Below are 13,723 nucleotides of genomic sequence, written 5' to 3'. Positions count from 1 at the left end.
GCCCATGAACTTCAGTTTTACTAATGATCAACTGCTGTTCCAGGCCAACGTCAGGAGCTTCCTGACCAACGAGGTCACCCCCGAGCGCATTCGCGAACTCTGGCAGACCGCAAGCGGGCGCAGCGACGAGCTCTGGGCGCAGCTCGCCGAACTGGGCCTGACCGCCCTCAGCGTGCCGGAAGCCTACGGCGGCCTGGGCCTGCGCGAGCTGGACTTCGTCCTGCTGGCCCAGGAATGCGGCTATGCCGGCCTGGCGGAACCGCTGGTGGAATGCATGCTGGTCGGCGTGCCGCTGCTCGCCGCGCTGGACGATGCGCAGCAAGCCTTCAAGGAACAGTGGCTGACCCGCGTGGCCGAGGGTCGCGCACGCCTGGCGGTGGGCCAACCGGGTAACCCCTTGGTGAGCGACGCGCACGTTGCCGACCTGCTGCTGTTGCCCCATGGCGATGAAGTACATGCAGTGCCGCGTGCGGCGGTGCAGTTGAGCCGTAACCAGTCGGTCGACCCCAGCCGCCAGTTGTTTCGCCTCGACTGGACGCCGAGCGCCGCCACCTGCGTGGCCGCCGGCGAGCAGGGCCGGGCGCTGTGGGCCGCCACCGGCAATCGTGGCGCCCTGGCCACGGCGGCGCAGTTGCTCGGCCTGGCCAAGCGCATGGTCGATCTGGCGGTGGACTACAGCTTCGAGCGCAAGCAGTTCGGCAAACCGGTCGGCTCCTTCCAGGCGGTCAAGCACCTGATGGCCAATGTCGCGGTGCACATCGAATTCGCCAAGGGCCCGCTGTACCGCGCCGCCTACGCGGTCAGCGAGGATCAACCGGGGGCGGCGGTACAGGTCTCCCACGCCAAGCTGGCCTGCGCCGAGGCCGCCTTGCTGGCGGCCAAGCATGCTATCCAGGTGCATGGCGCCATGGGCTACACCTGGGAGGTCGACCTGCAGCTGTTCATGAAGCGCGCCTGGGCCCTGGACAAGGTCTGGGGCGACCGCGGCTGGCACAAGGCGCGGGTGCGTGAGGCGCTGTTTGCCGGCGCGCTGAGCCCGGGTGCCGGGCAGACCTTTTAGCCCCGACAACCTGACCCACTCCGCCAAGCGCAGCGGGACAGGCTTTTTTGAGTCCATTTGCAACCGAGGTACCCCATGCCCGAGGCCTATATAGTCGATGCCCTGCGCAGCCCCACCGGGCGGCGCAAGGGCGGCTTGAGCCAGATCCACGCCGCCGACCTGGGCGCCCATGTGCTGCGCGCGCTGGTCGAGCGCAACGGCATTCCCGACCACGAGTACGACGACGTGATCTTCGGCTGCGTCGACACCATCGGCCCGCTGGCCGGCGATATCGCCCGCACCAGTTGGCTGGCTGCGGGCCTGTCGCAGGCGGTGCCCGGCACCACCATCGACCGCCAGTGCGGCTCCTCGCAGCAGGCCGTGCATTTCGCCGCCCAGGCGGTGATGAGTGGCACCCAGGACGTGGTGATCGCCGGCGGTGTGCAGACCATGACCCAGATTCCCATCTCCTCGGCCATGACCGCCGCCGAGCCGCTGGGTTTCAGCGATCCCTTCTCCGGCTCCGAGGGCTGGGTGCGGCGTTACGGCAAGCAACCACCGACCCAGTTCAAGGCGGCGCAGATGATCGCCGAGAAGTGGGGGCTGTCGCGCGAAGCGCTCGAAGCCTATGCCCTGGAATCCCATGAGCGCGCCCTGCGCGCCATCGGCGAAGGCCGCTTCGCCCGCGAAATCGTGCCGCTGGCCGGGGTCGAGCAGGACGAGACACCGCGCCAGACCACGCTGGCGAAGATGGCCGAACTGGACTTCTTGTTCGGCTGCGACCGGGTCACCGCCGCGGTGTCCAGCCAGACCTGCGACGCCGCCAGCGCGATGCTGATCGTCTCCGCGGCGGCGCTCAAACGCTACGACCTGACCCCGCGCGCGCGCATCCAGCACATCAGCGTGCGCGCCGAAGACCCGATCTGGATGCTCACCGCACCGATCCCGGCCACCGAGTACGCACTCAAACGCGCCGGCATGCGCCTGGACGACATCGACCGGGTGGAGATCAACGAGGCCTTCGCCTCGGTGGCCATGGCCTGGCTCAAGGAAACCGGCTACCCCCACGCGCAAACCAACGTCAACGGCGGCGCCATCGCCCTCGGCCATCCGCTCGGCGCCACCGGCACCCGGCTGATGTGCAGCCTGCTGCATGAACTGGAACGCAGCGGCGGCCGCTACGGCCTGCAGACCATGTGCGAGGGGGGCGGCCAAGCCAATGTCACCATCATCGAACGATTGTGAACAGGTGATTCAAAGCTGCTGCGCTCGACGATGCTGCGTTGGGACGACGACTGAAAATGCTCATTTACGCCTCGTAAACTCCGCTTTTCAGTCGTCGTCCCACCTTGCCTCCTCTTCGCTCGCGACGCTTTGAAAACACCTGGCGAACATCCTTAACAGAGCCTTGCAGCGGTTTGTACATAGTGGGGCAAGGCCCACCCCGTAGACCGATGTAGTCCTGGAATTCTTGGAGAACAAAATGCCTATTTGCAAAGACCGCGTAGTCATCATCACCGGCGCCGGTGGCGGCCTGGGCAAGGCCTATGCGCTGGCCTTCGCCGCCGCAGGCGCCAAGGTGCTGGTCAACGACATCAATGCTGCCGCCGCCGAGGCGGTGGTGGCCGAGATTCGCGGCGCGGGCGGCGAGGCCCGCGCCAACAGCGGCAATATCACCGATTACGCGGCTGCCGGTGAAATCGTGCGCCAGGCCATCGACGATTTCGGCGACCTGCACGTGCTGGTGAACAACGCCGGCATCTGCCGCGACCGCATGTTCGCCAGTCTCACCGAGGCCGACTGGGACGCGGTGATGGCGGTGCACCTCAAGGGCCACTTCTGCCTGGCCAGCCACGCGGTCAAATACTGGCGCGAGCAGGCCAAGGGCGGGCAGACGGTCAAGGCGCGCATCATCAACACCAGCTCAGGCGCCGGCCTGCAAGGCTCCATCGGCCAGTCCAACTACGCCGCGGCCAAGGGCGGCATCGCTGCGTTGACCCTGGTCCAGGCCGCCGAACTGGCGCGCTATGGCATCACCGCCAACGCCCTGGCCCCGGCCGCGCGCACCGGCATGACCGAGCAGGTGTTCGCCGCGGTGATGCAGAAGCCGGAGCAGGGCTTCGATTACTTTGCCCCGGAAAACGTCGCGCCGCTGCTGGTCTGGCTCGGCTCGGAGGCGTCGCAGACGGTCAGCGGGCGGCTGTTCGAGGTCGAGGGCGGTAAGCTGTCGATCGCCGACGGCTGGCGCAAGGGCCCGGAACTGGACAAGGGCGGACGCTGGCTGGCTACCGAGGTCGGCGAGGCGGTGCAGCAGCTGATCGCCCAGGCGGTGCCGGCGCAGAAGGTCTATGGCAGCTAAGCCGGCGTAGCGAGTAAGCAAACCGGGCCAGCAGGCCCGGTTTTTCTATGGGGCTTCACTCAAGGCTACTTGGCTGGCGTTCCCGGTTTTTTGCGCAGTGCTGTCGGTTGCGGCGCGCGACTTCATAGCTCTGGCGACTGGCCTAAATCGACCCGTTGGCGTCATTTGGCATAGCGCAGCTTTCGACCAACTGGTAGTAGCTAGGCGGGCTTAGTTAATCCAGTACCCCGCAGGCTGGGGCAGCGGCAGTAGCCACAGGTTTCCTTGATGATGCTCGGCCAGCCAGGTAGGCGAATGCGGCCGCAATCACCAGCACAGCCGCGCTCAATTCGAAGGTCGCTCGATACCCACTCAGGTCGAAGGCCAACCCGCCAAAGGTAGCGCCTGAAGCAATCGCCAGCTGAACCACCGCTACCATCAGCGCGCCGCCCGCTTCCGTATCATTTGGCAGGGTTCTCGCCAGCCATAACCACCAGCCGACCGGCGCTGCCGTTGCAACCAAGCCCCAGAAACCCAGCAAGACGGCTGCAGTCATCGCCGAGCCACCCAACGCAACGAGCGCAAGGGCAATGACGGCCATCAGCATCGGGATGGTGATCAAGGTCCGATACAGGCCTTTGTTCAGGAAGCCTTCAATCAGGAAAGTGCCCGCCAGGCCAGCCGCCCCCAGCACGAACAGCATGAGTGACAGCATGGAGGCGCTGACCTGGCTGACTGTTTCCAAAAACGGTCGCAAATAGGTGAACAGCATGAACTGACCCATGAAAAACACACCAACCGCCACCATGCCCAGCGCCACCGGCAGGCTCTTCATCAAGCTGAATAGATTGCCGCTTGCGGCGCGACGCTCGGTCTTCATCTTGGGGAAGCTGAACAGCAGCCATACGGCGGCAATCGCGGCGACCGGCACAATACAAAAAGCCGAACCCCGCCAGCCGATCAGCGCACCGAGGAAGCTGCCCAGGGGCGCCGCAATCACTGTGGCCAGGGCATTACCGCCATTGACCACTGCCAACGCGCGCGGCACTTGGTCATCCGCCACCAGGCGCATGGCGGTAGCCGCCGACAGTGACCAGAAGCCGCCAATGGCGACGCCAATCAGCGCGCGGCCAACCATGAACAGGCTGTAGTTCGGCGCGAAGGCCACCACCGTTGCGGAAACGATCATCAGCACCGTCAGGCACAGGAGCAGCAGTTTTCGCTCGACCCGTGCCGCCACCGCGGCGATGACCAGACAGGTCAACAAAGCGAACAGCCCCGAGACGGAAATACTCTGGCCGGCCTGCCCCTCGCTGATGTGCAGGTCGGTTGCAATGGGCGTCAGCAGGCTGACGGGCATGAACTCCGAAGCCACCAGCGCAAATGCGGCGAGCGACATGGCGAGAACCGCGCCCCAGGATGGCTGGCGACTTTGCGGGGAGACAACTTGATCGGTCATGGATAGAAGGGCCTGGGTTTTTAGATGCGCACCGCCGTTGCAATTGGCAGGCGCGGGGTCTCTGTCATTAGCCGAAGCCTTGCTGAAAAGCTGACTCAAGGCGGGGTACAGATGCTGAAACGCGGCACCAGGATCGGTACCGCGAGAGCAACGCTGCCTATCTCAGGCACCGATCAATTACTGCAGATTGCTCTGGAAGAACGCGGTGAGTTTGGCGAACGGGATCAGGTTGACCCGGTCGTACAGATCCACATGGCCGGCTCCCGGAATGATCACCAGTTCCTTGGGCTCGGCTGCGCGCTGGAAGGCGTCCTCACTGAATTCGCGCGAATGTGCTTCAGCGCCGGTGATGAACAGCAGCGGGCGTGGCGAGATGGTCTCGATGTCATTGAAGGGGTAGAAGTTCATGAACTTCACGTTGCTGGTCAGCGTCGGCATGGTGGTTGTTTGTGGTGTAGCGCCGGCAGGTGTGACTTCGCCTCGCGGGGTGCGATAGAAGTCGTAGAACTCATCACCTATTGGGTTACCGGTCAGCTTCAGCGGTGTGCCGCCGGTGAGCTGGGTTGCACCACCCTGGAATTCTGCATAGCGCTGCTCGGCCGCCTCGCGGATGATCTGCCGGCGTTGCTCCAGGGTCACGGCATGCTGCAAACCGTTGCGGTTGGCCGCCCCCATGTCATACATGCTGACGGTTGCAATAGCCTTCAAGCGTGGATCGATCTTGGCGGCGCTGATGACGAAACTGCCGCTGCCGCAGATGCCAATGGCGCCGATGCGCTGACGATCGACCAACGGCTGGGTACCGAGAAAATCCACGGCGGCGCTGAAGTCTTCGGCGTAGATGTCAGGGGATACGGCGTTACGCGGGGTGCCCGCACTTTCCCCCCAGAAGGACAGATCCAGCGACAGCGTGACGAAGCCTTGCTCAGCCATTTTGGTCGCGTAGAGGTTTGCGCTCTGCTCCTTCACCGCGCCCATCGGGTGGCCGACGATGATGGCGGCATGCTTGGCTTTGGCGTCGAGGCCCTTCGGGGTGAACAGGTTGGCTGCCACCTTCATCCCGTATTGATTGTTAAAGGAGACCTTTTGCACGGTCACCTTGTCACTCTGGTAGAAGTTGTCCGCCCCATTAGACCTGTCGGCTCCCATTGATGAGAAAGAGCTGATGAGCAGCCCTAAGGCCAGCAGCATGTTTTTCATGTGATATTCCTTGCCGTTGAGTTGTTGCCCGATAGGGACACATTCTCCGGCGCTGCTTGTATGTCCTGTAGCGCATTTCGCTGGATTACTTGCCTAATCCGATGAGCTTTCATTTTCTCGGTGGGAAGGGCGCGGGCTGGCGAGTTAGAGTTCGTTCACGAGGTATAGGCAGACATGACCATCAACAACGACACCCTGGCTCAGAGCACATCGCCCCAAGAGGCGCTTGCGCAGATCATTGGCGCCCGGATCACCCAACCGGGTGATTACGCAACGCCTATCGCCGGCCTCGGCTTCTTTCGCCGTGAACATCCATCGGCCCCGGTCGTCTGCATGGTCGAGCCGAGCATCATCCTCGTCGCCCGGGGCGAGAAGCGCCTGTGGGTAGGCGGTGAGGGGTATCTATATGACACCTCGCGATTTCTGATCACCTCGCTGGATCTGCCCGCCAACTCGGAGGTGATGGTGGCGAGCCCGGAGCAGCCCTGTCTGGGGCTGACCTTGAAGCTCGACCTGCGCATGCTGGCTGAGTTGATTGCCCAGGGCGGCCTACCGCCAAGTCGTGATAAAGCCGTTGGGACGAGCGTGGGAATCGGTTCGGCGACCCCGACTTTGTTAGCCTCGTTCGGGCGTCTGTTGGCGCTGCTGGATGAACCCGAAGCCATCCCTGTGCTCGCGCCATTGATCCAGCGAGAAATTCACTACCGGCTGCTGCTGAGTGACCAGGCGGCCAGACTGCGCCAGATCACTGCTGTCGATGGTCAGGGTTATCGAATTGCCAAGGCCATTGACTGGCTGAAGCTGCACTACGCCTCGCCGCTGCGCGTCGAGGAGCTCGCCGCACGGGTGCAGATGAGCGCACCGACCTTTCATCACCACTTCCGCCAACTCACCGCGATGAGCCCGCTGCAGTACCAGAAGTGGCTGCGGTTGAACGAGGCAAGACGCTTGATGTTGAACGAGCACCTGGATGTATCGAGCGCGGCCTTCAAGGTCGGCTACGAAAGCCCCTCCCAGTTCAGCCGAGAATACAGCCGTTTGTTTGGCGTGCCACCCAAGCGAGACATGGCAGTGTTGCGCGGACGAACCAATGACATTAATGCCTATAAGAGCGACACCTTACCGCCGGTAGCACTTCATAATTAGACAGCCTGCCGACTGTCCTTTTGGCCGGTAGTTGCCGGTCCTGACAGGCCGCTGCCGATCCAGAGCGGCCGGTCGAGACAGGCAGAAACCGGCCAGAAGAAGACCATGGGCTAAGGCTTCGCGGAGGCTATCGAAGCCCAGGGCGCCGTCCTGAACGAAGACGAAAATGAGCAGAGGGCGAAGACAGAAACCGCCAGTATCAAAGGCATCGGGAGTCAAACGAAGTCGCTCAAGCACAGGCAGAGAATAACTACAGGCCACCTTCGGGTGGCCTTTTTGCATTAGCGGGTAATACTTCTCTATATAGGTGGGCGTGGTGCTGGTGGCGCGCGCCGCGAGGAGGTGTGAGGTGAACAAGCTATCAATTGTGGGTGCCGGTATGGTGGGTGAGGCGGCGGCTCAGATCATCGCCCGGGAAGAGTTCTGTCGTGAGTTGATGTTGATTGATGTGCAGGGTGAGTTGGCACAGGGCAAGGCGCTGGACGTCTGGCAGGCGGCAGTTGAGTCAGGTTCTGATACCCGGGTTTACGGTGGGTCCAATGCCGAAATGCTGCAGGATTCTGACCTAGTGGTGATTACGGCGGGGGTGCCCCGCAAGCCAGGTCAGTCGCGCCAGGATGTATTGAGTATCAATCTGCCAATTCTCGATAGCATCATGCTGGATATTAATCGTCATGCTCCGGCGGCGACGGTGTTGGTGGTGTCGAACCCGGTTGACGTGCTGACCTATCGGGCTTGGTGTCTCAGTGGGCTGGGACGCGGCAGGGTGTTCGGGCAGGCGGGGGTGCTGGATACAGCGCGCATGAAGTGTTTCATTGCTGAGGAGACAGGGTTTTCTGTTCGGGATATCACGGCGCTGGTGCTGGGGGGGCATGGCGATAGCATGGTGCCGCTGATGCGATACTGTGCGGTCGGTTCGGTGCCGCTGTCTCACTTCCTGTCCAGTCAGCAGATAGAGCGGATTGTGGAGCGCACACGTCAGGGTGGCGGCGAGATTCTCGGTTTGAAGAAGCTGGGGAGCGCCTGCGATGCGCCGGGCGTGGCAATTGCACAGATGGTGGACGCTATCGCCAATGGGCGAAACCGCATTTTGCCGGCGGTCGCGATTCTCGAGGGCGAGTACGGGCGGACAGATATTGCCATGGGTGTCCCGTGTGTGCTGGCAGAGGAGGGGGTTGCGCGGGTGATCGAGTTGTCTCTGGATGCGCAGGAGCAGGCGATGTTCGACCGCTCTGCAGATCAGGTGGTGCGTGATATTGCTGAAATGAATGCTTTGTGAGCGGGGGGGTATATGAGGGGGGGCGCAAGAGGGAGTGGAGCCACTAGGCAATACGCTCGAATCGTCAAAGCCTGGGTAACAGCTATTGGCCTTGATCCGGCCATGTGATGAATCCGATCAGGCGGCAACTATCCTGACACCGGGGGAGCCTCTGGGTAGTAAAATTCGGGATCAATTCTTTCTTTGTCTGCAAGAAGCCATCCTATCGCCCATAGAACAGGGCTTTTTCCAGCATTATTCGCACCAATTAGAAATGTTGCCTCTCCGAATTGGGCTTCGGCGGCATGAATACGTTTGAATCCGTTAATACGCAATTTGTGGAGCTTCATTTAGTCATCCTTGAAGAGGAGGAAACGAGGGCTGTGCCAAATGTGGTGGCGCATGGCCATATTGGTGGGTCCGTCAGCACTCGACAAGATGACCATTGGCTAGGGTCTGTTGCCGTTTCATTGCGAGCCGCGTTGCCGCGAGAAATGGCCCCCGATTAGGCGCAGGACGCAGGTAATGGTCATTCCCTTGCCAAGTCCTGCAACAACAGCGGGGGCCATGTCCCGCGCAACCCGAAGGGCCGGGCCTGTTTTTGCGCGATGCGGCGTTTCTCGTCGCTCATTTGGAACAACCAAACCGCGCTCCTCGTGCCTTGCCTCGCGCAAAAACAGGCTACGGCGCGGCCGCGAATGAAACGGCAACAGACCCTAGCGTTTCTTCCCCTCAGTTGGGCTGTCGCCGCCAGCTACAGGGCGATAACGTCCGGGAGCGAGCGACCGCTTGTGGCCGATTCTGTTGAAAAAGCCGGCCTTGGTTACCACGACGTAAAAGTTGGCGCCTGAGATTGAAATCTTAAAATTCGGCAGAGGTTTGTGGGCTCAGATTTCACGTAGGGACGCACAGAAAAGGGTTTTTCATCGGTCACTCTTGGGGCCGCTAGGGCAAAGCGACTTTTTCAACAGAATCGGCCGCTTCCTGCCTACCACATCGCAGATAGGCTTATGTAGCGTTATCCCTCCCAGCGAATTACCTCAAGGCCTTACCGGCCTTCACCGCTTGAACAGCGACGAGTCCAACCGCTTGAAACGGTGCACGATCCGCTTGCGGGAGACATCGGGGTAGGTCTTCTGCGTCAGCACCACCGGCACCGCCGGCTTGACCCGCGCGGACCTCAGTTTGCGCTGCACAGAGGCCAATACTGCCTCATCGGTGACCGGCCCCGGCTGGTCCTGCGAGGCCATCCCGTTAGCGTTCCTTATCCGTTCACTGTGTGTCGATGGCGACTATAGGTCCATCGCCGTGGCCATCAGCACGGCGCTTCGCGGCTTAGGCGACCTAGGCGGCGGGGTGTCGGCGGGCGGCGGCGCGGCAATCGCCTGACCGGCCCGGGCATCGGCCATTCGGACTAGGCAGCGGTAACGATTCCGCCGCTTGGCGAAGCCGCCAGACTCGTCGGCAAAGGGGCGTATACGCCCCGCCAGACGAGCAGAAGGCGCGCCTATGGAATTTGCATTCAGCGACGAGCAGGAAATGATCCGCGAGTCTGCCGAGGGTTTTCTCGCGCAGGTCTCCGACTCCGCCGCGGTGCGGGCGGCGATGGTCAGTGCGCGCGGTTATGACGCCGAGCTGTGGCAGCGCCTGTGTGGCGAGCTGTACTGGCCGGCCATTCATATCCCCGAGGCGTACGGCGGCCTCGGTCTGGGCTACGTCGAGCTGGCGATCCTGTTGGAGCAGATGGGCCGCCGGCTGCTCTGTTCGCCGTTCTTCGCCACCGCCTGCCTGGCCACCCCGGCGTTGCTGCTGGCCGGCAGCGAGCAGCAAAAAAACACCTGGCTGCCGCGCATCGCCGCGGGCAGCGTCACCGCCACCCTGGCCTTCGCCGGCGCCAATTGCTGGGGCGCCGAGACCGTGCAGGCCACGGCGGTCGCCGAAGGCCAGGGCTTCGTGCTCAACGGCACGTTGAACTATGTGCTCGACGGGCACAGCGCCGACCTGCTGATCATCGCCGCGCGAACCCCCGGTTCGACTGGCGCGGCGGGCATCAGTCTGTTCGCGGTCGCCAGCGACAGCGCCGGTATCCAGCGCCAGGCGCTGGCGACCATGGACCAGACCCGCCGCCAGGCACGCATCGACCTGCATAACCTGTATCTCGACGCCGACTGCCTGCTGGGCGAGCTCGGTGGCGCCTGGCCGCAACTCGAACGCACCCTGCAACTGGCCTGTATCGGCTTGGCCGCCGAGCAGACCGGCGGCGCCCAGCAGGTGCTCGACCTGAGCGTGGCCTATATGCAGGAACGCCAGCAATTCGGCCGCGCCATCGCCAGCTTCCAGGCGCTCAAGCACCGCGCCGCGGACATGATGCTGCAGGTCGAGTGCGCGCGCTCGGCGGCTTACTACGCCGCCTGCGTGGCCCAGGAGCTCTTCGACCCGGCGGGCGACGCGGCGGTGGCGGCCGAGCTGCCGCTGGCCGCGGCGCTGGCCAAGGCCGAGTGCGGCGAGGCCTTCTTCCACTGCGCGGGCGAGTCCATCCAGTTGCACGGCGGCGTCGGCTTCACCTGGGAGTACGACCCGCACCTCTATTTCAAGCGCGCCCGGGCCGGCGAGGCCTTCCTCGGCGCGCCGTCCTGGCAGCGCGAGCGCATCGCCGCCGCGCTGCTGGACGCCCCACCAGCCGGAGAGCAGCCATGAAGCTAGGATTCACCGCCGCGGACGAGGCATTCCGCGCCGAGGTCGCCGCCTGGCTGGCGGCCAACCTGGGCGGCGAGTTCGAGGCGTTGCGCTTTCGCGGCGGCCCGGGCGACGAGCACAGCTTCGCCGAGCAGCGTAAGGCCTGGGAGCGCAAGCTGGCAGGCGGTCGTTGGACCTGCGTTGGCTGGGCGCCGGAGCATGGCGGCCGTGGCCTGTCGATCAACCAGCAGGTGATCTTTCACGAGGAGTACGCCCGCGCCGGCGGTCCCGGGCGCATGGGCCATATCGGCGAGGGCCTGGCCGGGCCGACCATCGCCGCCTTCGGCAGTGAGGAGCAGAAGCGCCGCCTGCTGCCGGGCATAGTCGCCGGCACGGAGTTCTGGTGCCAGGGCTATTCCGAGCCGGGCGCAGGCTCCGATCTGGCCAACGTCAAGACCCGCGCCGCGCTGGACCGCGCCAGCGGCAGCTGGCGGATCAACGGGCAGAAGGTCTGGACCTCGCTGGCCCACGAATCCGACTGGTGCTTCGTGATCGCCCGTACCGAAGCGGGCAGCGTCGGCCACCAGGGCCTGTCGTTCCTGCTGGTGCCCATGGCCCAGGCGGGGGTCACGGTGCGGCCGATCGAGCAGCTGACCGGCACCTCGGAGTTCAACGAGGTGTTCTTCGATGACGCCGAGACCGACGCGGCCAATATCCTCGGCGCGCCGGGGGAGGGCTGGAAGATCGCCATGGCCCTGCTCGGCTTCGAACGCGGGGTGTCGACCCTGGGCCAGCAGATGCTGTTCCACAACGAGCTGGAGGAGATCATCGGCATAGCCCGGGCCAATGGCGCCGCCCGTGATCCTGTGCTGCGCCAGCGCATCGCCAAGGCCTGGAGCGGCCTGCGCATTCTGCGCGCCAACTCCCTGCGCATGCTCTCGGGCCAGCAGGACGGCCGGCTGCAGCGCGAGGCGATGATCTACAAACTGGGCTGGTCCACCTGGCACCTGGAGCTGGGCAAGCTGGCCATGGACGTGCTCGGCGCCGACGCCGAGTTGCTGGAGGGCGGACCCTACCAACTGGGCCGCCTGCAGTCGATGTTCCTGTTCAGCCGCTCGGACACCATCTACGGCGGCAGCAACGAAATTCAACGCAACATCATCGCCGAACGCGCGCTGGGCATGCCCCGCGAACCGCGCGTGCGCGGCTGAACCCGTTTCCAGGAGTTTGCCCATGTCCATTCCCAACTACGTGCCGGGTCACGGCCTGCTGCGCGGCAAGTCGGTGCTGATCACCGCCGCCGCCGGCGCCGGCATCGGTTTCTCCGCCGCCCTGCGCGCCGCCGAGGAAGGTTGCCGAGCGCTGTTCATCAGCGATATCCACGAGGGCCGCTTGGCCGAGGCGGTGGCGAAGATCCGTGAGCAGAGCGGGCTGCAGCAGGTATTCAGCCAGGTCTGCAACGTCGCCGATGAGGCCCAGGTGCAGGCGCTGATCGAGGCGGCCGAACGCGAGCTGGGCGGCGTCGATGTGCTGATCAACAACGCCGGCTTCGGCGGCTCACGGCTGCTGGTGGAGATGAGCGACGAGGAGTGGAGCCGGGTGCTCGATGTGACCCTCACCGGCACCATGCGCATGACCCGCGCCATGCTGCCGAAGATGATGGCGCGCCGGGCCGGGGTCATAGTCAACAACGCCTCGGTGCTCGGCTGGCGCGCGCAGAAGGAGCAGAGCCACTACGCCGCGGCCAAGGCCGGGGTCATGGCGCTGACCCGCTGCGCCGCAGTGGAGGCCGCCGAGCATGGCATCCGCATCAACGCGGTGAGCCCGAGCATCGCCCTGCACGATTTTTTGCGTAAATCCGCGCCGCAAGCGGTGCTGGAGCAGCTGGCGGCCAACGAGGCCTTCGGCCGCGCCGCGGAAGTCTGGGAGGTGGCCAACGTGATGATGTTCCTGGCCAGCGACTACAGCTCCTACATGACCGGCGAAGTCTTGTCGGTCTCCAGCCAGAGGGCCTAGGCATGCCGCAGATATTCGAGACCCCCTTTGCTCTGGCCGGCCGGGTCGGCGAACAACTGGGTCACAGCGACTGGCTGACGCTGGAGCAGCAACGCATCGACCAGTTCGCCGAGGCCACCGGCGATCACCAGTGGATTCACGTCGATCCGGCGCGCGCGGCAAAGGGCCCGTTCGGCGCCTGCATCGCCCATGGCTACCTGAGCCTGAGTCTGGTCAACCTGTTCCTGCCGCAGATCCTCGAGGTGCGCGGCGTCGCTATGGGCGTGAATTACGGCTGCGAGCGGGTGCGCTTCCCCAATGTGGTCAAGGCCGGCGCCCGGGTACGCGGCAGCGCGCAATTGATCGCGGTGGAGGAGGTCAAGGGCGCGGTACAGGCGACCATCCGCGTCACCGTCGAAATCGAGGGCGAGGAGCGCCCGGCCTGCGTAGTGGACAGCATCAGCCGCTATTACCCCGCCTAAAAGCTGCTGCGCTCGCCCATGCGGCGTTGGAATCACGGCTGAAAATGCTCATTTGCAATCAGCAAACTCCGCTTTTCAGCCGTGCTTCCGCCTTGCCTGACCTTCGCTCGCGACGCTTTTAGCTGAGCTA

At 64.0% G+C, this 13,723-nt stretch carries 13 protein-coding genes and 1 pseudogene; 10 read left to right on the top strand and 4 right to left on the bottom strand.

Annotated elements, in window-relative coordinates; genetic code table 11:
* Window positions 1–4 precede the first annotated feature (4 nt).
* The 3 genes from FBY03_RS08245 (at window position 5) to FBY03_RS08235 (ending at window position 3,398) form a co-directional block, all read left to right on the top strand.
* Complete coding sequence (locus FBY03_RS08245) at window positions 5–1,060, top strand: acyl-CoA dehydrogenase family protein (RefSeq protein WP_147171713.1); 1,056 nt, start codon at window positions 5–7, stop codon at window positions 1,058–1,060.
* Between the two features lie 75 nt (window positions 1,061–1,135).
* Window positions 1,136–2,284 (top strand): acetyl-CoA C-acetyltransferase, encoded by a 1,149-nt coding sequence (locus FBY03_RS08240; protein WP_147171712.1) that lies wholly within the window; start codon window positions 1,136–1,138, stop codon window positions 2,282–2,284.
* A gap of 238 nt (window positions 2,285–2,522) precedes the next feature.
* Window positions 2,523–3,398 (top strand): SDR family oxidoreductase, encoded by an 876-nt coding sequence (locus FBY03_RS08235; protein ID WP_147171711.1) that lies wholly within the window; start codon window positions 2,523–2,525, stop codon window positions 3,396–3,398.
* Between the two features lie 214 nt (window positions 3,399–3,612).
* Here FBY03_RS08235 and FBY03_RS08230 read toward each other — a convergent pair whose 3' ends face one another.
* Window positions 3,613–4,836 (bottom strand): MFS transporter, encoded by a 1,224-nt coding sequence (locus FBY03_RS08230; RefSeq protein ID WP_147171710.1) that lies wholly within the window; start codon window positions 4,834–4,836, stop codon window positions 3,613–3,615.
* A 177-nt stretch (window positions 4,837–5,013) separates the two neighbouring features.
* Window positions 5,014–6,036 (bottom strand): alpha/beta hydrolase, encoded by a 1,023-nt coding sequence (locus FBY03_RS08225; protein WP_147171709.1) that lies wholly within the window; start codon window positions 6,034–6,036, stop codon window positions 5,014–5,016.
* 174 nt (window positions 6,037–6,210) lie between these two features.
* Here FBY03_RS08225 and FBY03_RS08220 point away from each other — a divergent pair, with 174 nt between their 5' ends.
* The 3 genes and pseudogenes from FBY03_RS08220 to FBY03_RS23415 all read left to right on the top strand — a co-directional run.
* Window positions 6,211–7,182 (top strand): AraC family transcriptional regulator, encoded by a 972-nt coding sequence (locus FBY03_RS08220; protein ID WP_147171708.1) that lies wholly within the window; start codon window positions 6,211–6,213, stop codon window positions 7,180–7,182.
* Window positions 7,183–7,531: 349 nt separating this feature from the next.
* Complete coding sequence (locus FBY03_RS08215; protein ID WP_147171707.1) at window positions 7,532–8,461, top strand: malate dehydrogenase; 930 nt, start codon at window positions 7,532–7,534, stop codon at window positions 8,459–8,461.
* Window positions 8,462–8,500: 39 nt separating this feature from the next.
* Window positions 8,501–8,566: pseudogene (locus FBY03_RS23415) on the top strand (integrase); the annotation flags it as partial.
* 23 nt (window positions 8,567–8,589) lie between these two features.
* On the opposite strand, the gene FBY03_RS08205 reads toward FBY03_RS23415, so the two are convergent.
* Both FBY03_RS08205 and FBY03_RS08200 read right to left on the bottom strand, forming a co-directional pair.
* Window positions 8,590–8,790: an AAA family ATPase gene (locus tag FBY03_RS08205; RefSeq protein ID WP_147171706.1), complete on the bottom strand. Its 201-nt coding sequence runs from the start codon at window positions 8,788–8,790 to the stop codon at window positions 8,590–8,592.
* A gap of 708 nt (window positions 8,791–9,498) precedes the next feature.
* Window positions 9,499–9,690, bottom strand: a complete 192-nt coding sequence (locus FBY03_RS08200) for a hypothetical protein (protein ID WP_147171705.1) — start codon at window positions 9,688–9,690, stop codon at window positions 9,499–9,501.
* A gap of 259 nt (window positions 9,691–9,949) precedes the next feature.
* On the opposite strand from FBY03_RS08200, the gene FBY03_RS08195 reads away from it, so the two are divergent.
* From FBY03_RS08195 to FBY03_RS08180, 4 genes are read left to right on the top strand one after another with little or no spacing between them, the layout of a single operon-like run.
* On the top strand, window positions 9,950–11,137 hold the full coding sequence (locus tag FBY03_RS08195; RefSeq protein ID WP_147171704.1) for an acyl-CoA dehydrogenase family protein: 1,188 nt from the start codon (window positions 9,950–9,952) through the stop codon (window positions 11,135–11,137).
* A complete protein-coding gene (locus FBY03_RS08190) occupies window positions 11,134–12,327 on the top strand; it encodes an acyl-CoA dehydrogenase family protein (RefSeq protein WP_147171703.1) in 1,194 nt (397 codons plus the stop codon). The genes FBY03_RS08195 and FBY03_RS08190 overlap by 4 nt, the downstream gene beginning before the upstream one ends.
* Window positions 12,328–12,349: 22 nt before the next feature.
* Window positions 12,350–13,132 carry an SDR family oxidoreductase gene (locus FBY03_RS08185; RefSeq protein ID WP_147171702.1) on the top strand — a complete coding sequence of 261 codons (783 nt, stop codon included), beginning with the start codon at window positions 12,350–12,352 and terminating at the stop codon, window positions 13,130–13,132.
* A 2-nt stretch (window positions 13,133–13,134) separates the two neighbouring features.
* Window positions 13,135–13,593, top strand: coding sequence for a MaoC family dehydratase (locus FBY03_RS08180; protein WP_147171701.1), 459 nt, complete (start codon window positions 13,135–13,137; stop codon window positions 13,591–13,593).
* Window positions 13,594–13,723: the final 130 nt, after the last annotated feature.

It is taken from the genome of Pseudomonas sp. SJZ079, assembly GCF_007993865.1.
GTDB lineage: Bacteria > Pseudomonadota > Gammaproteobacteria > Pseudomonadales > Pseudomonadaceae > Aquipseudomonas.
This window is presented reverse-complemented; position numbering and strand designations above follow the sequence as displayed.

What these genes read in the sequence shown, in the direction of transcription:
- FBY03_RS08230 (WP_147171710.1), bottom strand. Translation starts at nt 4,836, where the DNA reads ATGACCGATCAAGTTGTCTCCCCGCAAAGTCGCCAGCCATCCTGGGGC.
- FBY03_RS08180 (WP_147171701.1), top strand. Translation starts at nt 13,135, where the DNA reads ATGCCGCAGATATTCGAGACCCCCTTTGCTCTGGCCGGCCGGGTCGGC.
- FBY03_RS08195 (WP_147171704.1), top strand. Translation starts at nt 9,950, where the DNA reads ATGGAATTTGCATTCAGCGACGAGCAGGAAATGATCCGCGAGTCTGCC.
- FBY03_RS08205 (WP_147171706.1), bottom strand. Translation starts at nt 8,790, where the DNA reads ATGAAGCTCCACAAATTGCGTATTAACGGATTCAAACGTATTCATGCC.
- FBY03_RS08235 (WP_147171711.1), top strand. Translation starts at nt 2,523, where the DNA reads ATGCCTATTTGCAAAGACCGCGTAGTCATCATCACCGGCGCCGGTGGC.
- FBY03_RS08200 (WP_147171705.1), bottom strand. Translation starts at nt 9,690, where the DNA reads ATGGCCTCGCAGGACCAGCCGGGGCCGGTCACCGATGAGGCAGTATTG.
- FBY03_RS08245 (WP_147171713.1), top strand. Translation starts at nt 5, where the DNA reads ATGAACTTCAGTTTTACTAATGATCAACTGCTGTTCCAGGCCAACGTC.
- FBY03_RS08185 (WP_147171702.1), top strand. Translation starts at nt 12,350, where the DNA reads ATGTCCATTCCCAACTACGTGCCGGGTCACGGCCTGCTGCGCGGCAAG.
- FBY03_RS08225 (WP_147171709.1), bottom strand. Translation starts at nt 6,036, where the DNA reads ATGAAAAACATGCTGCTGGCCTTAGGGCTGCTCATCAGCTCTTTCTCA.
- FBY03_RS08190 (WP_147171703.1), top strand. Translation starts at nt 11,134, where the DNA reads ATGAAGCTAGGATTCACCGCCGCGGACGAGGCATTCCGCGCCGAGGTC.
- FBY03_RS08220 (WP_147171708.1), top strand. Translation starts at nt 6,211, where the DNA reads ATGACCATCAACAACGACACCCTGGCTCAGAGCACATCGCCCCAAGAG.
- FBY03_RS08240 (WP_147171712.1), top strand. Translation starts at nt 1,136, where the DNA reads ATGCCCGAGGCCTATATAGTCGATGCCCTGCGCAGCCCCACCGGGCGG.